20 protein-coding genes are annotated in these 22,464 nt (G+C 75.1%); 17 read left to right on the top strand and 3 right to left on the bottom strand.

All coding sequences use genetic code 11. The features are described 5' to 3' along the window. The 9 genes from ABTZ54_RS01630 to ABTZ54_RS01590 all read left to right on the top strand — a co-directional run bounded on the left by ABTZ54_RS01630 (position 1) and on the right by ABTZ54_RS01590 (position 8,237). Positions 1-714, top strand: coding sequence for a response regulator (locus ABTZ54_RS01630; RefSeq protein WP_351655561.1), 714 nt, complete (start codon positions 1-3; stop codon positions 712-714). Positions 715-949: 235 nt separating this feature from the next. After that, the gene (locus ABTZ54_RS01625) at positions 950-1,438 is read left to right on the top strand and encodes a PhzA/PhzB family protein (RefSeq protein WP_351655558.1); all 489 of its coding nucleotides are present in this window, start codon (positions 950-952) and stop codon (positions 1,436-1,438) included. Then, complete coding sequence (locus ABTZ54_RS01620; protein WP_502997156.1) at positions 1,435-2,631, top strand: 3-deoxy-7-phosphoheptulonate synthase; 1,197 nt, start codon at positions 1,435-1,437, stop codon at positions 2,629-2,631. The genes ABTZ54_RS01625 and ABTZ54_RS01620 overlap by 4 nt, the downstream gene beginning before the upstream one ends. After that, entirely contained in the window at positions 2,628-3,251 is a 624-nt protein-coding gene (locus tag ABTZ54_RS01615; protein ID WP_351655556.1) for an isochorismatase family protein, read from the top strand. The genes ABTZ54_RS01620 and ABTZ54_RS01615 overlap by 4 nt, the downstream gene beginning before the upstream one ends. Further along, a complete protein-coding gene (locus tag ABTZ54_RS01610; RefSeq protein WP_351655553.1) occupies positions 3,248-5,149 on the top strand; it encodes an anthranilate synthase family protein in 1,902 nt (633 codons plus the stop codon). The genes ABTZ54_RS01615 and ABTZ54_RS01610 overlap by 4 nt, the downstream gene beginning before the upstream one ends. A gap of 15 nt (positions 5,150-5,164) precedes the next feature. Beyond that, complete coding sequence (locus ABTZ54_RS01605) at positions 5,165-6,001, top strand: PhzF family phenazine biosynthesis protein (RefSeq protein WP_351655550.1); 837 nt, start codon at positions 5,165-5,167, stop codon at positions 5,999-6,001. After that, the gene (gene phzG / locus ABTZ54_RS01600; protein ID WP_351655547.1) at positions 5,994-6,695 is read left to right on the top strand and encodes a phenazine biosynthesis FMN-dependent oxidase PhzG; all 702 of its coding nucleotides are present in this window, start codon (positions 5,994-5,996) and stop codon (positions 6,693-6,695) included. Before ABTZ54_RS01605 ends, phzG begins: the two co-directional genes overlap by 8 nt. Before the next feature lie 37 nt (positions 6,696-6,732). Next, positions 6,733-7,191: a PhzA/PhzB family protein gene (locus ABTZ54_RS01595; protein WP_351655544.1), complete on the top strand. Its 459-nt coding sequence runs from the start codon at positions 6,733-6,735 to the stop codon at positions 7,189-7,191. Continuing rightward, positions 7,188-8,237: a methyltransferase gene (locus tag ABTZ54_RS01590; protein WP_351655541.1), complete on the top strand. Its 1,050-nt coding sequence runs from the start codon at positions 7,188-7,190 to the stop codon at positions 8,235-8,237. Before ABTZ54_RS01595 ends, ABTZ54_RS01590 begins: the two co-directional genes overlap by 4 nt. On the opposite strand, the gene ABTZ54_RS01585 is transcribed toward ABTZ54_RS01590, so the two are convergent. Then, positions 8,229-9,122 (bottom strand): LysR family transcriptional regulator, encoded by an 894-nt coding sequence (locus tag ABTZ54_RS01585; protein ID WP_351656394.1) that lies wholly within the window; start codon positions 9,120-9,122, stop codon positions 8,229-8,231. The genes ABTZ54_RS01590 and ABTZ54_RS01585 overlap by 9 nt on opposite strands. Before the next feature lie 137 nt (positions 9,123-9,259). Here ABTZ54_RS01585 and ABTZ54_RS01580 point away from each other — a divergent pair, with 137 nt between their 5' ends. Together ABTZ54_RS01580 and cydB are read left to right on the top strand one after the other, a co-directional pair. After that, positions 9,260-10,549 carry a cytochrome ubiquinol oxidase subunit I gene (locus ABTZ54_RS01580; RefSeq protein WP_351655538.1) on the top strand — a complete coding sequence of 430 codons (1,290 nt, stop codon included), beginning with the start codon at positions 9,260-9,262 and terminating at the stop codon, positions 10,547-10,549. Between the two features lie 18 nt (positions 10,550-10,567). Beyond that, on the top strand, positions 10,568-11,668 hold the full coding sequence (cydB, locus tag ABTZ54_RS01575; protein ID WP_351655535.1) for a cytochrome d ubiquinol oxidase subunit II: 1,101 nt from the start codon (positions 10,568-10,570) through the stop codon (positions 11,666-11,668). Here cydB and ABTZ54_RS01570 read toward each other — a convergent pair. After that, positions 11,652-12,308 (bottom strand): hypothetical protein, encoded by a 657-nt coding sequence (locus ABTZ54_RS01570; RefSeq protein WP_351655533.1) that lies wholly within the window; start codon positions 12,306-12,308, stop codon positions 11,652-11,654. The genes cydB and ABTZ54_RS01570 overlap by 17 nt on opposite strands. A gap of 242 nt (positions 12,309-12,550) precedes the next feature. On the opposite strand from ABTZ54_RS01570, the gene ABTZ54_RS01565 reads away from it, so the two are divergent. The 6 genes from ABTZ54_RS01565 (at position 12,551) to ABTZ54_RS01540 (ending at position 20,589) form a co-directional block, all read left to right on the top strand. Beyond that, positions 12,551-13,345 carry an alpha/beta fold hydrolase gene (locus tag ABTZ54_RS01565; protein WP_351655529.1) on the top strand — a complete coding sequence of 265 codons (795 nt, stop codon included), beginning with the start codon at positions 12,551-12,553 and terminating at the stop codon, positions 13,343-13,345. A 104-nt stretch (positions 13,346-13,449) separates the two neighbouring features. Next, positions 13,450-14,220, top strand: a complete 771-nt coding sequence (locus ABTZ54_RS01560) for an NPP1 family protein (RefSeq protein ID WP_351655526.1) — start codon at positions 13,450-13,452, stop codon at positions 14,218-14,220. A gap of 163 nt (positions 14,221-14,383) precedes the next feature. Further along, complete coding sequence (locus tag ABTZ54_RS01555; RefSeq protein ID WP_351655523.1) at positions 14,384-17,143, top strand: AfsR/SARP family transcriptional regulator; 2,760 nt, start codon at positions 14,384-14,386, stop codon at positions 17,141-17,143. Positions 17,144-17,266: 123 nt separating this feature from the next. Further along, complete coding sequence (locus ABTZ54_RS01550; protein WP_351655521.1) at positions 17,267-17,926, top strand: helix-turn-helix transcriptional regulator; 660 nt, start codon at positions 17,267-17,269, stop codon at positions 17,924-17,926. Next, positions 17,927-18,547 (top strand): Pvc16 family protein, encoded by a 621-nt coding sequence (locus ABTZ54_RS01545; protein WP_351655518.1) that lies wholly within the window; start codon positions 17,927-17,929, stop codon positions 18,545-18,547. Further along, positions 18,544-20,589, top strand: a complete 2,046-nt coding sequence (locus ABTZ54_RS01540; RefSeq protein WP_351655515.1) for an ATP-binding protein — start codon at positions 18,544-18,546, stop codon at positions 20,587-20,589. Before ABTZ54_RS01545 ends, ABTZ54_RS01540 begins: the two co-directional genes overlap by 4 nt. A gap of 62 nt (positions 20,590-20,651) precedes the next feature. On the opposite strand, the gene ABTZ54_RS01535 is transcribed toward ABTZ54_RS01540, so the two are convergent. After that, on the bottom strand, positions 20,652-22,259 hold the full coding sequence (locus tag ABTZ54_RS01535; protein WP_351655512.1) for a COG1470 family protein: 1,608 nt from the start codon (positions 22,257-22,259) through the stop codon (positions 20,652-20,654). Positions 22,260-22,464 lie beyond the last annotated feature (205 nt).

The following is a 22,464-nucleotide window of genomic DNA, read 5'->3' as shown; positions in this document are numbered from 1 at the left end:
ATGACGGCAGAAGGCCCCCAGGGCTCTCAGGGCTCCGAGACGTCCGCGGTCACGGTGGTGCTGGTGGACGACCACCCGATGTTCCTCGACGGGCTGCGCGGGGCGCTGCTCCCGGAGGACGGCTTCCGGGTGGTGGGCGAGGCGTCCTCGGCCGCGGACGCCGTCGCGCTCTGCGCGCGGACCGCGCCGCAGGTGGTGGTGCTCGACCTCGGGCTGCCGGACGCCTCGGGCATCGAGGTGACCCGGCGGCTGCTCGACGACCGGCCGGAGACCCGGGTGCTTGTCCTCAGCATGTCCGAGGACGACGACAACCTGCTCGCGGCGGTACGGGCCGGGGCCAGCGGCTACCTGGTAAAGGGCGCCGGGCGCGAGGAGATCATCGGGGCGATCCGTACGGTCGCGGGCGGCGGCGCGGTGTTCGGGCCGCGGATCGCCGAGCGGCTCCAGTCCTTCTTCGGGGCGCTCGCGGCCGCGCCGGGGCGGGAGGTCTTCCCCGATCTGACCCCGCGCGAGCTGGAGGTCCTCGATCTGCTCGCGGGCGGTCTCGACTACCGCCAGATCGCCCGGCGGCTGACCATCTCCGACAAGACCGTGCGCAACCACGTCACGAACATCTTCAGCAAGCTGCAGGTCAACGACCGGGCCCAGGCGATCGTCCGGGCCCGCAACGCGGGCCTCGGCACCGGCGGGGCGCCTCCGCCCCGCCACGACTGACCGCATGGCGCTCTCCTGATACGGCTGTACACGGCTGGTACGCCCGTAGGACTCCATCCTTCCCCTCCCGGCGCACCGGGCGCATGAGGCGGGCGGCCCCGTCGTGTCCCGGTCCCGACCGGGACCCGCGACCCGTTCGCGGTTGAGGGGGCGGCCGGTCTCCCGACCCGGGTGCCCGGGTCCCCGGGCGGCGGAGCGTGGACGCGTCGACTCCGCATCCACCAGGAGGACCGAGATGTCCGGCACCGCAGCACAGCCCGGTTTCGCCGACGCGAGCGCCCTGCGCGCCCGCAACCGGCAGACCGTCGAGAGGTACATGACCACCCGGGGCGAGGACCGGCTCCGCAGGCACGAGCTGTTCACCGAGGACGGCACCGGCGGCCTGTGGACCACCGACACCGGCGCCCCGATCGCCATCCGGGGCCGTGACCGGCTCGCCGAGCACGCGGTCTGGTCGCTGCGCTGCTTCCCCGACTGGGAGTGGTACGGCGTTCGCGTGTTCGAGACGCAGGACCCGAACCACTTCTGGGTGGAGTGCGACGGCCACGGCCGGATCCGGTTCCCCGGCTATCCGGAGGGGTTCTACGAGAACCACTTCCTGCACTCCTTCGAGCTGGCCGACGGCCGGATCGTCCGGAACCGCGAATTCATGAACCCGTTCGCCCAACTGCGCGCCCTGGGCATCCCGGTGCCCGCGGTCCGCCGAGAGGGGATACCGACATGAGCCCGACGCACGCCGTGGAGGAACTGCTCCACGAGATACGCGGGCGGGGCGCCGAGCAGCAGCCCGACTGGCCCGACCCGGCGCAGACCCGCCGGGTGCGGGCCGCCCTGGCCGGCCGGCCGCCGCTGGTACGGCCCGAGGACCTGCGGGCGCTGGGGCTGCTGCTCGCCCGGGTGGCCGAGGGCCGGGCGCTGGTCGTGCAGTCCGGCGACTGCGCCGAGGACCCGGAGGAGCGGACCGCGGGCCACGTGGGCCGCCGGGTGGAGGTGCTCGACCTGCTGGCCGGGGCGCTGCGCACGGCCACCCGCAAGCCGGTGGTCCGGGTGGGCCGGATCGCCGGCCAGTACGCCAAGCCGCGCTCCAGCCCCGTCGAGCGGATCGGCGGCCTCGAACTCCCCTCGTACCGGGGGCACCTGGTCAACGGGCCGGAGCCCGACGAGGAGAGCCGCCGCCCGGACCCGCTGCGGCTGCTGCTCGGCTATCTCGCGGCCGGTGACGTCATGGAGCACCTGGGCTGGCGTGGGCCGCGCGTGGCGCGCGGACCCGAACCGCCGGTCTGGACGAGCCACGAGGCGCTGCTGCTCGACTACGAGGTGCCGCTGCTTCGCCGGGACGACGAGGGCCGGCTCTACCTCGGCTCCACGCACTGGCCGTGGATCGGCAAGCGGACCCGGCAGGTGGACGGCGCCCATGTGGCGCTGCTCGCCCGGGTCGCCAACCCGGTGGCCTGCAAGGTCGACGCCGAGCTCGCCCCGGCCGAACTGCTCGCCCTGTGCGAGCGGCTGGACCCCGGCCGGGTGCCCGGGAGGCTCACGCTGATCGCCCGGATGGGCGCCGAGCGGGTCGCCGACCGGCTGCCGCCGCTGGTCACGGCGGTGCGGGCGGCGGGCCACCCGGTGAGCTGGCTCTGCGACCCGATGCACGGCAACACCGTGCAGGCCGGCGACGGGACCAAGACCCGGGTGGTGCCGACCGTGCGCCGTGAGGTCGTGCTGTTCCAGCGGGCCGTCGCGTCCGCCGGGGGCGTGGCCGCGGGGCTGCATCTGGAGACCACTCCGGACGAGGTCACCGAGTGCGCCTCGGACCGGCACGGCCTCGACCGGGTCTCCGAGGTCTACACGACCTTCTGCGACCCCCGGCTCAATCCGTGGCAGGCGCTCGGCGTCGTCTCCGCCTGGAGGGGAGCACCGTGACCGGCATCCCGCCCATCACCCCGTACCTGCTGCCGTCTGCGGACGAGCTGCCCGCCAACACGGCCCGGTGGCGGCTCGATCCGCGCCGCGCGGTGCTGCTCGTCCACGACATGCAGCGCTTCTTCCTCGCCCCCGTCCCCGCGAGCCCGCGCCGGGAGCTCGTCGCCCGGGCCGCGCTGCTGCGCGCGCGGTGCGCGGCGCACGGGATGCCCGTGGCGTACACGGCCCAGCCCGGTTCGATGACTCCGCAGGAGCGCGGGCTGCTGCGGGACTTCTGGGGTCCTGGGATGCGGGCCGCCCCTGAGGACCGGGAGGTGGTGGCGGCGCTCGCGCCGGCCGCCGGCGACTGGCTCCTCGTCAAGCGCCGCTACAGCGCCTTCTTCCGCTCCGGGCTGCTCGCCCGGCTGCGGGAGAGCGGCCGCGACCAGCTCGTCCTGTGCGGGGTGTACGCCCATGTGGGCGTTCTCGCGACGGCGGTCGAGGCGTTCACCCACGACATCCGCGTGTTCCTCGTCGCCGACGCCGTCGCCGACTTCTCCCGGGAGCACCACGACGCCGCCCTGCGGTACGCCGCCGAGCGCTGCGCCATGGTCGTCCCCACCGAGGAGGTCCTGTCATGACCGACGCCCTGGCACCGCTGCTGGGCCCCGGGCCCCGGCCCGCCGCCTACGCGCTGCTGCACCGCCCCGGCGCGCGCGCCCCGGACGGCCCCGATGTCCTGGATGTCCTGGTCGGCCGGGTGTCGCTGCCCGCCGCCCTGGCCGGGATCCCGCTCCCCGAGCGGCCGGACCGGGCGCGGGGCGCGCGGCACGAGTCGCTGGTGGTGATCCCGTACCGGCAGATCACCGAGCGCGGCTTCGCCTGCGCCGACGACGGGGCGCCGCTGATCGCCCTGACGGTGACCGGGCAGGGCACGGTGCCGGTGCGTGAGGCGCTGGCCCGGCTGCCGCGCGCGGCGACGACGCTCACCGGCGCCCGTTTCGACCTGGACGACGAGGCGTACGCGCGGACGGTGGGCCGGGTCGTGCGGGAGGCGATCGGCGAGGGCGCGGGCGCCAACTTCGTGCTGCGGCGCACCTTCCTCGCGGAGCTCGACCAGCACGGTCCGGACGGCGCGCTGGCCTTCTTCCGGCGCCTGCTGGAGCAGGAGTCGGGCGCGTACTGGACCTTCCTGGTGCACACCGGGTCCCGCACCTTCGTGGGCGCCTCGCCCGAGCGGCATGTGAGCCTGCGGGGCGGCACGGCGGTGATGAACCCGATCAGCGGCACCTACCGGCATCCGCCCGAGGGGCCGAGTCTGCCCGGGGTCATGGAGTTCCTCGCCGACCGGAAGGAGCGTGACGAGCTGTCGATGGTGGTGGACGAGGAGCTGAAGATGATGGCGCGGATCTGCGAGGGCGGCGGCCGGGTCGTCGGTCCGTACCTCAAGGAGATGGCGCGGCTCAGCCACACCGAGTACCTGATCGAGGGGCGGACCGGCCGCGAGGTGCGCGAGATCCTGCGCGAGACGCTGTTCGCGCCGACGGTCACGGGTTCCCCGCTGGAGAACGCCTGCCGGGTGATCGCCCGTTACGAGGGCGGGGGCCGCGGCTACTACAGCGGGGTGGTCGCGCTGATCGGGCGGGACGCGGCCGGGGAGCGGGAGCTGGACTCCGCGATCCTCATCAGGACCGCCGACATCGACGCCGCCGGCCGGGTCGCCATCGGCGTCGGGGCCACGGTGGTGCGGCACTCCGACCCGGTCGCGGAGGCGGCCGAGACCCGGGCCAAGGCCGCCGGGCTGCTGGCCGCCCTCGAAGGCGACGGCCCCGGCCCGTTCGGGACCCACCCGGAGGTCCGGGCCGCCCTGGAACGGCGGAACGCGGACCTGTCCGGCTTCTGGCTGAGCGGGACCGGCACCCCCGAGGGCCCCGCGCGCTCCGGGCTCGCCGGGCGCACGGTCCTGGTCGTCGACGCCGAGGACACCTTCACCGCGATGATCGCCCACCAGCTGCGGGCCCTGGGGCTCGTGGTGACGGTCCGCCGCCACGACGAGGAGTACGTGCCCGACGCGTACGACCTGGTGGTGCTGGGGCCCGGTCCCGGCGACCCAGCCGAGGCGGGGCATCCGCGGATCGAGGCGATCCGGACGACGGCCCGCGGCCTGCTCGCGCGGCGGCGCCCGTTCCTCGCGGTCTGTCTGAGCCATCAGGTCGTCAGCCTGGAGCTGGGCCTTCCGCTGGTCCGCAGGGACGTGCCCCACCAGGGCGTGCAGAAGGAGATCGACCTGTTCGGCCGGCGCGAACGGGTCGGCTTCTACAACACCTTCGCCGCGCGCGGCCCGGCCGACCGGACCGTCGTCGGCGGGGTCGGCGCGGTGGAACTGAGCCGCGACCCGGAGACCGGCGAGGTGCACGCGCTGCGCGGACCGCACTTCACCACCCTGCAGTTCCATCCCGAGTCGGTGCTCACCCACGACGGACCGGGCATCTTCGCCCGCGCCGCCGGCCGGGCCCTGCTGGCACCGGCCCGGCCGTGAGGAGGAGAGGACACCATGCGCCCGTACGTCGTCGTGGACGCCTTCGCCCGTGAGCCGCTGCGGGGGAACCCGGTGGCCGTGTTCTTCGACTGCGCCGGACTCCCGGCGGGGCGGATGCAGCGCATCGCCCAGGAGATGAACCTGTCGGAGGTGACCTTCGTCCTGCCGCCCCGGCGCGGCGGCGACGCCCGGGTGCGCATCTTCACCCCGGTGAACGAACTGCCCTTCGCCGGGCACCCGTTGCTCGGCACCGCCGTGGCGCTCGGGCCGTACGTACGCGGCGACCGGCTGCTCCTGGAGACCGCGATGGGGATCGTGCCCTGCCGGCTCGACCGGCGGGCGGGCCGGGTGGCGGCGGCCACGATGCGGCAGCCGCTGCCCGCCTGGGAGCCCTTCGACCGGGCGGCCGAACTGCTCGCGGCGCTGGGCGTCCGCGCGTCGACGCTGCCCGTCGAGGTCTACCGCAACGGCCCCCGGCATGTCTTCGTCGGCCTGGAGTCCGTCGCCGCGCTCTCGGCCCTGACCCCCGACCACCGGGCCCTCGCCGCCTTCGACGACCTGGCGGCCAACTGCTTCGCCGGGTCGGGGACGCGCTGGCGCAGCCGGATGTTCTCGCCCGCGTACGGCGTGGTCGAGGACGCGGCGACGGGCTCGGCCGCCGGTCCGCTCGCCGTCCATCTGGCCCGGCACGGGCGGGCGGCGTACGGGCGGCGCATCCGGATCCGGCAGGGGGTCGAACTGGGCCGCGACTCCCTCATGCTGGCCCGCGCCGTAGGGGCGGGCGACCGGGTCGACACCGTCGAGGTCGGCGGCGAGGCCGTCACCGTGGCCCACGGGAGGATCCATGTCTGAGCACAGCCAGCACCACGAGCACATCGAGCACATCGAGCACGGCGAGCCCGCGCGGGGCCGGTCGGAGACCCTGACCGGGACGGTCGTCCTGCCCTTCCCCGAGTACGAGAGTCCGCCGGCCGAGCCGATGGGGCTGCTGCGCCGCTGGCTGGAGGGCGCGGAGGCGGTGGGGGTCCGCGAGCCGCGGGCCCTGGCGCTCGCGACCGCCGACCCGGCGGGGCGGCCGTCCACGCGGATCGTCGCCGTCAACCGGATCTCCGCGACCGGGCTCGTCTTCACCACCCACCACGGCAGCCGCAAGGAGCTCGAACTGCGCCTCAATCCCTGGGCGTCGGGGCTGCTCTACTGGCGGGAGACGAGCCGGCAGGTCAGCGTCGGCGGCCGGGTCCGGCGGCTCGACGACGCGACCGCCGACGCCCTGTGGGCCGCCCGGCCGGTCTTCACCCACGCGATGACGGTGGCGTCCCGGCAGAGCGCCCCGCTGGCCGGCACCGCCGAGGTCGCCGCGCTGCGCGGCCGGGCCGCACAGGTGGCCGAGGCCGGTCCGCAGCCGCGCCCCGACACGTACATCGCCCTCGAACTCGTCCCGGAGCGGCTTGAGTTCTGGGCCGATGGCACCGGCCGGCTGCACGAGCGGCTGCGCTACGAGCGCGACGCCCAGGGCCGCTGGCGGTCCTGGCGGCTCCAGCCCTGACCGTACCGAAGCCGTTCCGCACCGAAAGGAATCCGTGATGAGCGAGTCCACGCTCCGCGACCGCAACCGCGCCACCGTCGACGCCTTTCTGCGCACCGACCGCGAGAGCAGGCTGCGGCGCCATCTGCTCTACACCGAGGACGGCTCGGCCGCCCTGTTCTTCACCGACGTCGGCGAGCCGATCGTCGTGCGCGGCCGTGAGCGGCTGCGGCGGCACGGCGAGCTGTCGCTCCAGGTGCTGCCCGACTGGGTCTGGACCGACGTCGAGGTGTACGAGACGCAGCACGCCGGCCTGATCTGGGTGGAGTGCGGCGGCGAGGGCACCATCCGCTTCCCCGGCTATCCGGCCGGTCACTACCGCAACCGGTTCGTGCACCGCTTCGAGCTGGCGGACGGCCTGATCGCGGCCAGCCGCGAGTACACCAACCCCATCGAGCACATGCGCTCCCTGGGCATCGGCACGCCCCGCATCGAGAGGGACTGGATACCGTCATGACCACCGACCGGAGCTCCGACGGGACACCCGACCCGACCTCCGACCCGCGGGCCGTGCGCGCCGCGTTCGAGCTGGTCACGGGCGCCTGGCGGACCCAGGCCGTCCATGTCGCCGCCCGGCTGCGGCTGCCCGACCTGGTGGCCGGGGGGCACCGGGACGGCGCCGCGCTCGCCGCCGCCACCGGCCTCGACCCCGACGTCGCGCACCGGCTGCTGCGCCTCCTCGTGCTGCTCGGGGTGTTCGAGGCGGAGGCCGACGGCGGGGTGCGCACGACCCCCGTGGGCGAGCTGCTCCGCGACCGGCCCGGCTCCCTGCGCGACATGTGCCTGCTGTACGGGGAGGAGTTCTACCGCGCCTGGGGGCACGCCCTTGAGGCGCTGACCACCGGGACGCCCGGCTTCGAGCTGGCCCACGGCGAACCGCTGCTCGCCCACCTGGCCGGGGACCCGGCGGCGGCGGCCCGCTTCCAGCGGGTGATGCAGGCCGGGCACGCCGTCTTCGACGCGGTCCCGGGCGTCCTCGGCCTCCCGGGGCGGGGCCGGGTGGTGGACCTCGGGGGCGGCGGCGGACGGCTCCTGGCCACCGTCCTGTCGGCCGCCCCGGACGCCCGCGGGGTGCTGGTCGACCTGCCGCACGTGCTTCCGCTGGCCCGCGCCCATCTGGCGGCCAGTGTCGGCCTGGACCGGGTGGAGCTGCTCGGCCGGGACATCTTCGAGGCCCCGCTGCCCGGCGACGGGGACGTCTACCTGCTGTCCCGGGTGCTCGGCGACTGGGACGACGGGCACTGCGTCCGGCTGCTGCGCCGGGTGCGGGCGGTGCTCGCGCCGGGGGCGCGGCTGCTCGTCCTGGAGCGGGTCACCACGGACGACGGGTCGGGCGCCCTGGCCGCGCTGTGGGACCTGCACCTCCTGGTGGTCAACGGCGGCCGGCAGCGCACCCTCGACGCGTACCGTGCCCTGCTCGGCCGTGCGGACCTGGCCCTCGAACGGGTGGTGGAGCTGCCGCTCGACACGAAGGGCCTGCTCGTGGGCGTGGCGTCAGGGTGAGGTCCAGTGGGCGGCGAAGGGGCGCCCGGTGGTGTGGTCGAGGAAGGCGCGGGCGGCGGTGGAGAGGTAGGCGTCGGCGCGCCGGACCAGGGTGAGGGTGCGGTGGCAGGCGGGGGCGTCGATCCGTACCCAGTCCACCGGGGCGTGGGTACCGAGCAGCCGGGACATGGCCGGGATGAGGCCGACGCCGAGTCCGGCGCTGATCAGGTCCTGGCTCGCCCCCGGCTCGTTGCTCTCGCAGGTGACGACGGGGCTGAGGCCCTCGGCGGCGAAGAGCCGGTCGAGGAGGGTGCGCTGCCAGTTGCCGGGGCGGGTGGTGATGAAGGGCTCGTCGGCGAGTTCGGGCACGGCGACGGAGGCGCGGCCCGCGAGCCGGTGGTCCTGCGGGACGGCGAGCAGCACCTCCTCGTGCAGCAGCTCCACGCCGGTCAGCGACGGGCCGTTCAGCGGCTGGGAGGCGAGGCAGAGGTCGACCTCCCCGGCGCGCAGCTGCCGTTCCATCTCGTCGGCGGTCGACTGGTAGAGGCGTACCTCGGTGCCGGGGCGGGCGCGCCGGAAGGTGGCGAGGACGCCGGTGAGGGTGAGCAGGGTCTCGGCGGCGACGGCGACGGTGCCGAGGCCGGACGCGCGGGCGTCGCGCAGGGCGGTGCGGGCGTCGTCGAGCTCGCGCAGCGCGCGTTCGACGTGGCGCAGGAAGATGCGGCCGTAGGCGTTGAGGTGCACCCGGCGGCCCTGGCGGTCGAAGAGCGGGGTGCCGAGTTCGTGCTCCAGGCGGGCGATCACGCGGCTCACGGAGGGCTGGGCGACCCGCAGTTCCTCGGCCGCGCGGCTGATGTGCTCGTAGCGGGCGACGACCTGGAAGTAGCGCAGGGGCAGCAGATCCACGGTCCTCATGCCTCCAGGGGCATCGTCACATGGCGGATTCGGTCTTGGAAAGCATCAGGAATTCTCTCTAACGTCGAGGTCGGGGGCTCGGGGACACGGCGGACACCGGGGCGGGTACACGAGGAAGGCGGCACGTCATGGACCCGTCGGACATCGCGCGGCTGCAGTTCGCGGGGACGACGAGCATCCACTGGCTGTTCGTCCTGCTCACGCTGGGCCTTGCCCCGCTCGTCGCGGTCCTGCACACCTGGGCCGCGCTGAGCCGGGATCCGGCGCGGGCCGCCGAGCGGGAGCGGATGACCCGGTTCTGGGGGCAGCTGTATCTCGTCAACTACGCGGTGGGCATCGTGACCGGGCTGGTCATGGAGTTCCAGTTCGGGCTGAACTGGAGCGGGCTGAGCGACGCGGCGGGCAGTGTCTTCGGGGCGCCGCTGGCGCTGGAGACGCTGATCGCGTTCTTCGCCGAGTCCACCTTCCTCGGCATGTGGATCTTCGGCTGGGGCCGGCTGCCCCGGGCGCTGCACGTGGCCCTGATCTGGCTGGTGGCGCTGACGGCGTACGTCTCGGCGTACTGGATCCTGGTCGCCAACGGCTATCTCCAGCACCCGGTGGGCACCGAGGTGCGGGGCGGGGTCTCCCGGATCACCGACTTCGGGGCGCTGCTGACCAATCCGAGCGCGCTGGTCCCGCTGGCGCACATCACGCTGGCCGCGTTCATGGCGGGCGGGCTGTTCCTGGCGGGGGTCAGCGCCTTCCGGTGCGCCCGGCACCCGGAGGACCTGCCGCTGTTCCGGGGTTCGCTGCGGCTGGGGCTGCTGGTCGCCGCTCCGGCGAGCTGGTTCGTGGTGGACGTCGGCAATCTGCAGTGGCCGGTCCTCGGGGCCACCCAGCCGATGAAGCTGGCGGCCCTGGAGGGCGCGGGGACCGGCCCGCTCCAGGCGGCGTTCGTCCGGCAGCACGGTCCCGGCGACTATCTGCCGCCGTCCTGGATCGACCTGCCGATGCGGGTCATGACGGACATCGGCTCCACGCTGTCGATCGTGACCCTGGTCGCCTTCGCGCTGCTCTGGAAGGACCTCCTGGTCCGGTGGCGGCCCCTGGCGTATCTGGTGACAGCGCTGATCCCACTGCCCTTCGTGGCCTCGCTCGGCGGCTGGGTCTTCCGCGAGGTGGGCCGCCAGCCCTGGCTGATCTACGGGCAGTTGACCGTCCGGGACGCGGTGTCCGACGTGAGCACCACGACCCTCGCGGTCTCCTGCGCGGCCTTCCTGACGCTGTTCGTCGTCCTGGCCGTCGTGAACTGGGCGCTGATCGTGCGCTTCGTCCGGCGCGGCCCCGCCGAGGTGCAGCTCGGCGCGACCGAGCCGCTCCCGGCGGGCTCCGACCCGGGCGGCGACCCGGACCGGCGCGCGGCCCCCACGTACTGAATCGCCGAAGGAGCGGTCATGGCACTGCAGATCACCTGGCTGGCCCTGCTGGGGCTGATGCTCGGCGGGTACTTCGTGCTGGGCGGTTACGACTACGGCGTCCAGGCCCTGCGGCCCTTCCTGGCCCGGGGCGAGGAGGACCGCGGGGCCGCCCTGGGGGCGCTCGGCCCCTTCTTCCTCGGCAACGAGGTGTGGCTGGTGGCGTTCGCCGGGGTGCTGTTCGGGGCCTTCCCGCATCTGGAGGCCCGGCTGCTGCCGGGGATGTACCCGCTGGTGGCGGTGCTGCTGGTGGCGCTCGTCCTGGGCAACGCGGCCGTCCAGCTGCGGGGGCGGGCGCGGACGGCTGCGGGGCGGCGGCGGGCCGACGCGCTGATCACGCTCGGCGGGGTCGGGCCGGCCGTGGTGTGGGGGCTGCTCGTGGGGCTGCTGCTGCGCGGCCTTCCGCTGCGGGCCGACGGCTCGTTCCGGCTGGGCGCGGCGGAGCTGCTCGATCCGCTGGTGCCGCTCTGCGGGGTGGCCGTGGCGCTGCTCTTCCTGGCGCACGGCGCGGTGTTCCTGGCGCTGCGGTCGACGGACGGCCTGGCGGTACGGGCCGGGAGCGCGGCCCGCTCCCTGCTCGGCTGGGCCGCCGGGGCGGCGCTGCTCGCGCTCGGGGCGGGCCTCCTCGGGCCGGGCCGGGCGGTGGCGAACCCGGGGACCGCCGTCGCCCTGGCCCTGCTGGTGCCGGTGGCGCTGCTCGTGGCACGGCGGCTGCTCGGGGGCGGGCGGCCCGGGCGGGCGTTCGCCGCCACGGCGCTCGCGGCGCTGCTGCCGGTGGTCCTGGTGGGTGCCGGGCAGTACCCGTACGTGCTGGCGGCGCACCGCCACGGGCCCGGCGCGCCCGCCGGTCTGACGGTGGGCCGGGCCGCGGCGGACACCGGGACGCTGGAACTGCTCCTCGCCGTCGGGGTGCTGCTCGTCCCGGTCGTCCTCGGCTACCAGGCGTGGAGCTGGTGGGCCTTCCGGGGTCGGGTGGACCCGCGGGTGCCGGGCTGGTTCGCCCCGGGGCCGGGCGCCCCCGGCCCGCGGGGCGGGTCGCGGAGGCCCGACGGGTCCGAGCGGGTCAGCCGGTCACGGTGATCTGCTGGGCCGGGTCGGTGGTGTCGGTGAGCTGGTACGTGGCGCTGAAGGTCGCCGACTGGGCGCCGGTCGGGCAGAGGAAGCCGCCGGTGGCGGTCGCGGGCACGGGCGCGTTGGCGATGGCCAGGGCGGAGGGGGCGCCGTTGGTCCAGGTGCCGTTGACGGCGGTCGGGCCGCTCGGCGAGGCGGTGATGGTGCAGCTGGCGAGGCCGCTGGTCTTGATCACGACGCCGCCCTTGGGGATGGTGAAGCCGCCGGTGACGGGGGCGCCGTTCTGGAGGGACAGCGCCCAGGCGCCGTTGGCGGCGTTGCTCGTGATGGTGACGTTCACGCCGAGGATGCTGGTGGTGCAGCCGCTGAAGGTGGGCGGGTTGACGGGCACGGAGACGGCACCGGCGGCGTTGTGGTTGCCGGGGGCGGCGGGGACGGTGTTGTTGGCTCCGCCCGTCGGGACGGAGGCGGAGACCGTGCAGGTCATCGTGGTCGATCCGGCGACGAAGGTGGCCTTGCCGGTCAGCTTGGCGGAGAAGGAGTGGCCGGCCGGGAGCAGCGTGGTCGACGCGGCCTGGGTGCCGGTGGCCCCGAAGGCGAGGGCGGTGGCGGTGGCGAGGCCGGTCAGGGAGACGAGCAGCTTGGACATGGGGATCTCCTCGGTGTTCGACGGTGGGGTGCGAGGAGGTGCGGGTCGTCGCGTGGTGGGGGTGGTGCTTGGGGGGAACGCGCAAAGTGACTTGAGAGTAGAACCGGCCGGTAGGGGTGTCCAGGCAGGATTTCCGCCACTACTGACATCCCGTCAAGAACGTTGACCCGAGTCGGTACTTGACAGCGACACGGCCGGGGGCGGGCTGGTGCCCGCCGGGACCGCCCGACCAGACTGGCCCCATGGAAACCATGGTGAAGACGGACGGCGGCGAACTCTGGGCGGACGACACGGGAGGCGAGGGGCGGGACGGACTGCCCCTGGTCCTGGTCCACCCGGGCGTCGGCGACTCCACGATCTGGGACCCGGTCCTGCCGGCGCTCACCGCGCGGCACCGGGTGATCCGCTACGACGCCCGCGGCTACGGCCGCTCGCCCGCGCCCACCGTCCCGTACCTCCCGGCCGCCGACCTCTCCGCGGTCCTCGACCACTTCGGCCTCGGGCGCGCGGTCCTGGTGGGCTCCAGCATGGGCGGGGCCGCGTCGCTCAGCCTGACCCTGGACGAGCCCGAACGGGTCGCGGGCCTCGCGCTGTTCGTGCCCGGGGTCACCGGCTACGCGGACCTCGACGACGCCGAGTTCTACGGGGACGTGGAGCGGCTGGCGAAGGCCGGCGACATGGAGGGCATCGTGCGGCTCGGCATGGGCCTGTGGGGCGCGGCCGGCGGCGGCACCCCCGAGTCCGACCCGGTGGTCGCCGCGCACTTCCGGGCGGTGCTGCCCGCCTGGTTCGCCAACGTCGGGCACCAGCAGCCCGGCCCCCCGGCCTTCGACCGGCTCGGGGAGATCGCCGTGCCCACCGTGCTGGCGCTGGGCGAGCTGGACCGCCCGGTGGTGGTGCGCTGCAACGAGGAGATCGCCGCGCGGATCCCCCACTGCCGCCTCGAACGGCTGGCCGCCACCGACCACTACCCGACCCTGCGGGAGCCGGAGACCGTCACCCGGCTGATCGAGGAGCTGCACGCCGAGGCGCGCTGAGGGTCCGGGCCGCGCTCGTCCCGTAACCCCTCGTTCCCCTCGGGGTGGTTGACGCCCCGAGGGGCGTGCTGCGAGCGTCGGGGCCCCCCACCTCAGGAGTTGTCGTGTACCTGAAGTCCGCACCGGGGCGGCGCACCCTCGCCGCCCTCCTGTGCGCCCTGGCGCTCGTCCTCGGCGTCCCCGCCACCGCCCACGCCGCCGTCCTCCCGCAGCTTCCGCAGAACGCCGACGGCCTCGACCAGACCTTCGCCCCCGCCTACGACTACGACACCGACGGCTGTTACGCCACCGCGGCCATCGGTGCGGACGGCACCCTCAACCCCGGCCTGAAACTGGGCGGCACGGTCAACGGGAAGTGCCACGACTACGCCCAGCTGGCCGCCGCCAACAGCTACTCGCGCGCCAAGTGCAACAACGGCTGGTGCGCCGTGATGTACGCGAGCTACTTCGAGAAGGACCAGGCGACCTGGGGCCCCCTGGCCATCGGCCACACCCACGACTGGGAGCACGTGATCGTCTGGATCAGCGCCGACCAGGTCCAGTACGTGTCGGTCTCCCAGCACAGCGGCTACCAGGTGGCGGCCCGTTCGGCGGTCCGCTTCGACGGCACCCACCCCAAGATCGTCTACCACAAGGACGGCGCCTCCACCCACTGCTTCCGCTTCGCCAACCCGGACGACGAGCGCGTCGAGAACGCCACCGGGGCCTGGTTCTACCCGCGCCTGGTGGGCTGGAACGGCTATCCGGCCGGGCTGCGCGACCGGCTGACCGGCGCCGACTTCGGCGCCGCCACCCTCAAGATCCGGGACGTCGACTTCGCGTACCAGCTCGGCCGCGCCATGCCCTCGGGCCTCCCCTTCGACCCGAACGCCTGAGGCCGCCACGGCCCTTCCGGAAGCGTCCGGGGCGCCCGTGATGATCAAGCCGAAGTGCGCGGCGCCTGTCCGGTTCCGGACAACTGGAGGATCCCGACAACGGCCCGAGCAGGGCGGGCGGTGATACTGGAGGGCCCACGGGATCAGCGAGAAGGAGGGCCGGGTGGAGTTCCGCCTGCTTGGGACGGTGTCGATCGCGACCGAGGCAGGTGAACTGCCGCTCGGCCCCGCCAAGCGGCGCAGCGTCCTCGCGGCGCTGCTGCTGCGGGCGAACGCCGTCGTTCCGGTGGACCGGCTGATCGACGCCGTCTGGGACGAGCTGCCGCCCGCCCGGGCCCGCACCGTCGTCCAGGGGCATGTCTCGCGGCTGCGGGCGCTGTTCGAGCAGGGCGGCGCCGGTGAGTACGGGGTCGAGCTGGCCACCCACGGGCAGGCGTACGAGCTGCGGATACCCGACCACCTCCTGGACGCCTACCGCTTCGAGGAGCTGGTCCAGCTCGCCGGGCACCAGAAGCACCCCGGGGACGCGGTCCTCATGCTGCGCGAGGCGCTCGCCCTGTGGCGCGGGCCCGCGCTGACCGGGACGGTCGCCAGCGAACCGCTGCTCGTGGCGGCGCGGGCCCTGGAGGAGACCCGGCTGGTGACCGTCGAGCAGCTCGCGGCCGCGTACGGGCGGCTCGGCGAGCATGTGAAGGCGGCGGCGCTGCTGCGCGCGGAGTCGGTGGCCCATCCGCTGCGCGAGTCCCTGGCGGCGGCGCTGATGCTGTCGCTGTACCGGGCGGGGCACCAGTCGGACGCGCTCGACTGCTACCACCGCACGCGGACCCAGCTCGCCGACGAGCTCGGCGTGGACCCGGGCCCCGCGCTGCGGGCGGCGTACGAGGCCGTGCTGCGCGGCACCCCTCCCGCCGCCCCGCACACCGCGGGCGACGCGCCCGTGGCGGGCGGCGCCGCCGAGTGGCCCGAGGTCGCGGGCGCCCCGGCCGCCGAGCCCGAGCCCGTGGCCCCCGCCCCGGCGCTGCCCGCCCCCGACCTGCTGCCCCGCGCCCCGCGCGGCTTCCTCGGCCGGGCCAGGGAGCTCGCGGCGCTCGACACCGCCGTCGAGCGGGCCCGGGTCGCGCTCGTCACCGGCCCGGCCGGGGTCGGCAAGACCGCGCTCGCGCTGAACTGGGCGCACCGGCGGTCCTCCCACTACCCGGACGGGGTGCTCTACGCCGACCTGCGGGGCTTCAGCCCCGACGACGGGGTCGACAGCGCCGACGTGCTGCGCGAGTTCCTGCCGGCGCTCGGTGTGCCGCCGCGCCAGGTGCCGGAGTCGCCGACGGCCGCCGCCGCGCTGTACCGGTCGCTCACCGAGGACCGGGCGCTGCTCGTCGTCCTGGACAACGTGCGCAGCGCCGACCGGGCCAGGCCGCTGCTGCCCGCCGGTGCGCGGAGCGCGACCGTGGTGACCTCGCGGCTGCGGCTGGGCGGCCTGGTCGTGACCGAGCTCGCCCGCCCGGTGCCGCTCGGCGTGCTCGGACTCGACGACGCGGCGGCGCTGCTCGCCGCCGCGGTGGGCGGGGACCGGGTGGACGCCGAGCCCGCGGCCGCGCGGCGGCTCGCCGCGCTCTGCGACGGCCTGCCGCTCGCCCTGCGGGTCACCGCCGCGCAGCTCGCCGCCCGGCCGCACTGGCGGCTCGCCGATCTGGCCAGTGAACTCGCCGACGAGCAGCGCCGGTTGTCGCTGCTCTCGGTGGACCACTCCGAGGGCTGTGACGGGCAGGGCGTGGCCGCCGCGCTCCGCCTCACCGTGCAGGGCCTGCCGGAGGAGGCCGCGCGGCTCTTCCGGCAGCTCGGCGTGGTGCCCGGCACGGACCTGGACCGGCACGCGGCGGCGGCGCTGCTCGACCGGACGCCGCCGGTGGCGGCCGAGGCCCTCGACCGGCTCTGCGACGCGCACCTGCTCACCGAGTACGCGCCCGGCCGGCACACCCTGCACGACCTGGTGCGGCTGTACGCCCGGGGCCTCGACGCCGACGAGGACGCCCTGCTGCGGCTCCTCGACCACTACACGCTGACCGCCATGGCCGCCGCCCGCGCCGCCGAGCCGGACGACCAGCCCTGCTGCGCTGCGCCGTCCAACGCCCGACGGCCCAGGACGGCGCCGCAGTTCGCGGGGCGGGACGCGGCGCTGCTCTGGTACGCGGCGGAGCGCGACAACCTGGCGGCGGCCGTCGCCGCCGCCCGCGCGGCGGGGCTCCACGACCGGGCCTGGCGGCTGGCCGTCCTCCAGTGGCCGTACATCCTGTGGCACAGCCACGACGGCTGGGTGCCGCTCCTGGAGGCGGCCGCCGACTCCGCCTCCCGGGAGAAGGACGCCGACGCCGAGTCCCGGGTCCGCGCCCTCCTCGGCTGGGTCCTCACCCAGGAGAACCGTCTCCCCGAGGCCCTGGTCCATCTGCGGCTCGCGCCGCCGCTGGCCGCCCGCGCGGGCGAGGCCTCCAGCGAGGCGACCGCGCTGGTCAACCTGGCCGTCGCGCTCGACCGCTTCGGGGTGAGCGACGAGTCCCTCGCCCACACCGAGCGGGCCGCCGCCCTCGTACGCGGCAGCGGGGACGTGATGACCGAGCTGCTGGCCCTGGAGCACCGGGCCCGTCAGCTGCTCTCCGTGGGGGACCCGGCCGGGGCCCTGGCCTGCGCCCGGGAGGGCCTCGCCCTGGACGGCGACACCGTCAACGGCCTGGTGGGCGTGCGGCACAGCATGCTGACGGCGACGGCGGGCGCCGCCCTGCTGGACCTGGGGCTGACCGAGGAGGCCGGCACCCTGCTCGTACGGGCCAGGGAGCTGGGTCTCGCGCACGGCTACAAGGAGAGCGTGCAGCGGGTGGAGGCGCAGCTGCGCCGGCTCGAATCGATGGCCAAGGCAGCGACGGAGCGTTAGCCGGGCGTTAGCGGGGCGGCAGCGGGACGGAAGGGGCCCCCGTGAATGTGGTGGAGACCAATGGAACGGCCGTCAACTCGGCGTCCACCAGCACATTCTTGGGGGAAGGGCAGGCATTCGGGCATGCTCACCAAGCGCGTGGCAGTGACCGTCCACGCTACCGATCCGCTCAGCCGGGCCGGACTCATCAGTCATTTACAGCACCAGCCGACCATAGAGGTGGTGCCCGAGCACGCGGGCGACGAAGCCGAGGAGCGGGGGACCGACACGCCCTCCGTCGCCGTGATGCTCGCCGACCGGATCGACGACGCGGCCACCACCGAGCTGCGGCGCGTCCTGCGCGGCGGGGACCAGCGGGTGGTGCTCGTCGCCGGTGAACTGCGCGAGCCGGATCTGCTCACGGTCGTCGAGTACGGGGTACGGGCGATCCTCTGGCGCCACCAGGCGACCGAGCAGCGGCTCCTGAACGCGGTGCACAGCGCGGCCCGCGGCGACGGGGAACTGCCCCCGGACCTGATCAGCCGCCTCCTCAACCAGGTGGGACGGCTCCAGCGGGCGACGACCACCACCTCCACGGCTACCGCGCCGCTGTTCGGGATGGCGCCCCGCGAGGTGGACGTCCTGCGGCTGCTGGCCGAGGGCCTCGACACCCGGCAGATCAGCGAGAAGCTGGCCTACTCCGAGCGCACCGTCAAGAACATCCTGCACGCGCTGATGACGCGTCTCCATCTCGCCAACCGGGCTCATGCCGTGGCGTACGCACTCCGCGAGGGCTACATCTAGATGATCCACGAGATCGACGCGGCGCTCGGCCGCCTCCTGGCCCCCGCCGTCACCGGGGACGTCTCCTTCGACCCGCCCACCCGCGACTGGGCCGCCCGCCGCAACGCGCCGACCCTCAACGCGTATCTCTTCGACATACGGGAGGACGTGGCCCGCCGCGAGCGCGGCGCCTACGCGGAGCGCGACGCCCGCGGGGCCGTGGTGCGCCGCCGGCAGCCGCGCCGCTGGTTCCGTCTCTCCTACCTGGTGACGGCCTGGACCGCCCGGCCCGAGGACGAGCACCGGCTGCTCTCGGGCGCGCTGGCGCTGCTGCTGCCGCACGAGGCGCTGCCGGAGGAGTTCGTACCCGAGGTGCTGCGCGGGCCCACGGGCACCCCGGCGCTGCCGCTGACCGTCGCGGTGCCGCCGGGCGAGTCCCGTTCCCTGGCGGAGATCTGGTCGGCGCTGGGCGGGGAGCTCAAGCCCTCGCTCGACGTGGTGATCACCACCCCGTTCCCGGTCGTCCCCGTGTACGACGTGGCGCCGCCGGTCACCGAGGGCGTGATCACCGTGCGCGGCACCGACGGCGGGCCGTCGGACGCCGCGCCCCGCGTGATCCGGCGGACGGAGTACCTGCCGTGACCGGGAACGCCTTGACCGACGACTCCCTGACCCGGCGCCTCGCGGCCCTGCGGGAGCGGGTGGCGGCCCTGGTGGAGAGCCGTGCCGCCGACGACCCGACGGCCGGTGATCCGCTGCGCGGCCTGTACGTGACACCGGAGTCGGCCCTGCGGGCGGCGGCGCTGCCGCTGGGCGAAGGGGGCGCGCCTGCGGTCGACGGGCGGGACGACGGGCCGGACGCCGGGCCGGACGCCGGACCCGGTGCGGACCGGCTGGGGTCGCTCGCCCGGGTCTTCGGGCTCTCCGCGCTGGACGCCCACGTCCTGCTGACGGCTCTCGCGCCGGAGGTCGACCCGGCGTTCGAGCCGCTGTTCGGGTATCTCAACAACGACGTCGGGCGCCGGCGGGCGACGGTGGGGCTCGCCCTCGGGCTCGCGGGCACCGGACCCCACGAGGCCGCCGCCCGCGACCGCTTCCATCCCTCGGCCCCCCTGTGCTCCGGCGGCCTGCTGGTCGTCGAGGACGAGGACCGGCCGCTGCCGGGACGCGCGCTGCGGGTCCCGGAGCGGGTGGTGGCGCATCTGCTGGGCGACGACGGCAGGCTGGACGCGGGCCTGCGGGACGCGGGGGTGGAGCTGCTGCCGCCGACACCGGACGAACCGGCCCTGGTGTCCGAGGCGCTGGACGGGCTCGCCGCCCGCGTCCGGGCCGCCGCGCCGGTCGCCGTGCATCTGCGCGAGCGGACCGCCGGAGCCGCGGCGGACGCCGTCGCCGCCGCGCTGTGCGCCGCCGGGCGGACGGTGCTGCGGATGCGCGCGGGCGCCGGTGACGACGGCGCCGCCGTGGCGTCCGTACTGCTGCGGGAGGCCCGGCTGCGCGGTGCGGCCGTCGTGGTCGAGCCGCTGCCCCGGGAGGCCGGTCCGCTGGTGCGGGCCCTGGCGGCGCCGGACGTGACGGTCGTCCTCGCGGGGACGGACGCCCCGGATCCGCGCTGGGCGCCGGGGGTGGAGCTGCTCGCCCTGGAGGCGCCCGGGGACGGCGTGGGCTCCGCCGAGCTGTGGCGCCGCGAACTCGGCCCGGAGGAGCCCGCCTTCGACCTGGCCGAGGCGGTCGCCCCGTACCGGCTCGGTGGCGGCCAGATCCACCGGGCGGCCCGTTCGGCGCGGGCCTTCGCCGCCTTCGAGGGGGCGGAGCTGACGGCCGCGCACGTCCAGCGCGGGGCGCGGCTGATGTCGGCGCCGCTGCTCGACAGCCACGCCCGCCGGGTCCGCCCGGCCGTCGGCTTCGCCGACCTCGTGCTGCCCGAGGAGCCACTGCGGCAGCTCCACGAGCTGACCGGGCGTGCCAGGCACCGGGACCAGGTGCTCGGCACCTGGCGGCTGCGCACCGGCGGCGGGCGCGGGCGGGGCGTCGTGGGCCTGTTCGCCGGGGAGTCGGGTACCGGCAAGACCCTGGGCGCGGAGGTGGTGGCGGGCGAACTCGGCCTGGACCTCTATGTGGTGGACCTGTCCTCGGTCGTCGACAAGTACGTGGGCGAGACGGAGAAGAACCTGGAGCGGATCTTCGCCGAGGTCGACCGGACCGACTGCGTGCTGCTCTTCGACGAGGCCGACGCGGTCTTCGGCAAGCGCTCGGAGGTGCGCAGCTCGAACGACCGCTACGCGAACCTGGAGAGCGCCTATCTGCTCCAGCGCCTGGAGGCCTTCGACGGGATCGCCCTGCTGACCACCAATCTGCGGGCCAACATCGACGAGGCGTTCACCCGGCGGCTCGACCTGGTCGTGGACTTCCCGTTCCCGGACGCGGAACTGCGGCTCTCCCTGTGGGAGGCGTGTCTGGCGGGCGTGCCGCAGGGACCGGACCTGGCGGAGGCGGTCGCCGAATGCGCGAAGGGCTTCGAGCTGGCGGGCGGCGCGATCAGGTCGGCGGCGGTGACCGCCGGCTATCTGGCGGCGGCCCGTGGCGGTCCGGTGACCGGGGACGACGTACGGGCGGGGGCCCGGCGCGAGTACCAGAAGGCGGGCCGGCTGCTGCCGGACGCCGGGGTGCCCTGGGCACCCTGAGGGAAGGATGAGGAGGCCCGCCGGGTGGGACGCGCGGGCCTCCTCGGTCTTTCGGGGCGCTGTCAGGGGCGCCAGACGACTCCGCCGCCGAGCATGGTGCGGACGGTGGCCCAGTCGACGGTGCCGTTCGCCGTCAGGCCCATCGCCTTCTGGTAGTCGCGGACGTGCGCGATGAAGTTGGCGTCGTAGCGGGTGCCGGAACCCCGGACCCCGTTGCGGAAGTAGTCGATGCCGAGGCCGGCGTTGGTCCGGGCGACATCCATGTCGTGGGAGTCGAACGTCCCGTTGATCGCCCAGTAGAACGCGGCCATGAACCGGCTGGTCTCCCAGCCGCCCTGCTTGATCTCGTCGGGCGTGATCCCCTGCATCCACAGCGAGGTGAGGGTGGCGGGGCCGAGCATGCCCTCCTCCTCGACGTCGAGGATCTTCCTCGGGTTCTTGCCGCTCGCGTCGACGCTCCGCTGGTAGCAGACGATCGAGTTGAGGGTCACCGTGTCGATCACGCCGCGGGTGAAGCTGCCGCGGGGGCTGCACGAGTTCTTGAGGGCGACCAGGCGGTCCTGGGCGAACTCCACCACGACGTCCTGCTGGTAGCCGGGGCCCCAGGCCGGACCGGTCTTCTTCGGCGCCGGCACGTTCGGCCGCTGCGCGGGGGTGCCGCCACCGCCGCCGCTGGTGGTGGTCGATCCGCCACCGCCGCCGCCACCGCCGCCACCGTCACCGGAACCGCCGCCGTCGGAGGGCGGCGGGGCGCCGCCGGTGTCGGGGTCGCCCCCGTCGGCGGGCGGCGGCGACGCGCCGCCGGGGCCGCTGCCCGCGTCGTCCCCGGTGTCCGGGGGCAGCGGCGGAGGCGTCGGGAGGTTCTTGCCGTCGCCCTGCTGTACGGGGTTGGGCGCGCCCGAGGCGAGGAGTTCCTTGGCCGAGCTGCCGATCTTCGGCGAGAAGCCGAACCACAGCACCGCGAAGGCGATGACCGCCGCGGTGAGCAGGCCGCCGACCGACATCAGCCAGGCCCCGATCACCGGCCGCTGGACGTAACTGCCCTCCAGCTCCTGCCCGGTGTCGTCGCCCGACCTGCGCAGCGCGAGGGTGAAGCGGTGGGTCTGCTCGCCGCCGGTCCACCGGATGTCCCTGGGGCGCAGCGTCAGCTCGGCGAACGCGGCCCGGCCCGGGTCGACGCGCACGGCGTTCGGCGCCAGGTCGAACTCCAGGGCGTCGGTCTCGTCGCGGGCCACGAGGGAGGCGGTGACCGGGGTGTTGCCGAGGTTGTCGACGGCGGCCCGGGCCTTGCCGCGGAAGCGGCCGGTCAGGGCGGGCGGCAGGAGTTCGGCCCGGATCTCCGTGAAGGGCGCGATGGTGAGCTGCCCCTCGACGACATCCCGTACGGCGGTGTTCTCCCGGGGCTCGACCCGGATGCCGTAGGCGGCGGGCCCCGCCTCCGCGTCCGAGGTGCGCGGCGGGGCGAACGAGATCTCCGCGGTCCCCTCGGCACCCGGGTAGAGGCGCAGCACATCGGGTTCGACGCGGCCCCAGCCCGCGGGCCTGCCGACGAGGGAAAGCCGGTACTCCTCGACGGTGTCGCCGGTGTTCCGCACCCGCAGCCGGGCGGTGGCCCGGGAGCCGGGCTCCACGGCCACGGCGGCCGGGTCCAGAGAGGTCCAGATGGTCATGGGCGGCAGGCTACGGGCGGGCGGGGCGTCCGGGCGTGTCCGATGGTCCCGGTGCGGGGGCAGGCCGGGCTGCCCTTCCGTACGGTCTGCCCTTCCGGGTGTCCGCTGAGGCAGCGATCGCTGCCCTCGGCGCCGCCCGTTCGTCCACGCGCCGGGGCGCGGGGGCGCGAGAGGGTCGGAAACGTCACCGCCCCTTTCCCGTCCT

Origin of the sequence: Streptomyces sp. NPDC094032, from assembly GCF_040303965.1 — a bacterium.
Lineage (GTDB): Bacteria > Actinomycetota > Actinomycetes > Streptomycetales > Streptomycetaceae > Streptomyces.
This window is presented reverse-complemented; position numbering and strand designations above follow the sequence as displayed.

Bases quoted from the DNA above. Each gene is read 5' to 3' on its own strand.
- ABTZ54_RS01630 (WP_351655561.1), top strand. From the start codon at position 1: ATGACGGCAGAAGGCCCCCAGGGCTCTCAGGGCTCCGAGACGTCCGCG.
- ABTZ54_RS01625 (WP_351655558.1), top strand. From the start codon at position 950: ATGTCCGGCACCGCAGCACAGCCCGGTTTCGCCGACGCGAGCGCCCTG.
- ABTZ54_RS01610 (WP_351655553.1), top strand. From the start codon at position 3,248: ATGACCGACGCCCTGGCACCGCTGCTGGGCCCCGGGCCCCGGCCCGCC.
- ABTZ54_RS01620 (WP_502997156.1), top strand. From the start codon at position 1,435: ATGAGCCCGACGCACGCCGTGGAGGAACTGCTCCACGAGATACGCGGG.
- ABTZ54_RS01595 (WP_351655544.1), top strand. From the start codon at position 6,733: ATGAGCGAGTCCACGCTCCGCGACCGCAACCGCGCCACCGTCGACGCC.
- ABTZ54_RS01605 (WP_351655550.1), top strand. From the start codon at position 5,165: ATGCGCCCGTACGTCGTCGTGGACGCCTTCGCCCGTGAGCCGCTGCGG.
- ABTZ54_RS01535 (WP_351655512.1), bottom strand. From the start codon at position 22,259: ATGACCATCTGGACCTCTCTGGACCCGGCCGCCGTGGCCGTGGAGCCC.
- ABTZ54_RS01545 (WP_351655518.1), top strand. From the start codon at position 17,927: ATGATCCACGAGATCGACGCGGCGCTCGGCCGCCTCCTGGCCCCCGCC.
- ABTZ54_RS01550 (WP_351655521.1), top strand. From the start codon at position 17,267: ATGCTCACCAAGCGCGTGGCAGTGACCGTCCACGCTACCGATCCGCTC.
- ABTZ54_RS01580 (WP_351655538.1), top strand. From the start codon at position 9,260: ATGGACCCGTCGGACATCGCGCGGCTGCAGTTCGCGGGGACGACGAGC.
- ABTZ54_RS01565 (WP_351655529.1), top strand. From the start codon at position 12,551: ATGGAAACCATGGTGAAGACGGACGGCGGCGAACTCTGGGCGGACGAC.
- ABTZ54_RS01590 (WP_351655541.1), top strand. From the start codon at position 7,188: ATGACCACCGACCGGAGCTCCGACGGGACACCCGACCCGACCTCCGAC.
- ABTZ54_RS01570 (WP_351655533.1), bottom strand. From the start codon at position 12,308: ATGTCCAAGCTGCTCGTCTCCCTGACCGGCCTCGCCACCGCCACCGCC.
- cydB (WP_351655535.1), top strand. From the start codon at position 10,568: ATGGCACTGCAGATCACCTGGCTGGCCCTGCTGGGGCTGATGCTCGGC.
- phzG (WP_351655547.1), top strand. From the start codon at position 5,994: ATGTCTGAGCACAGCCAGCACCACGAGCACATCGAGCACATCGAGCAC.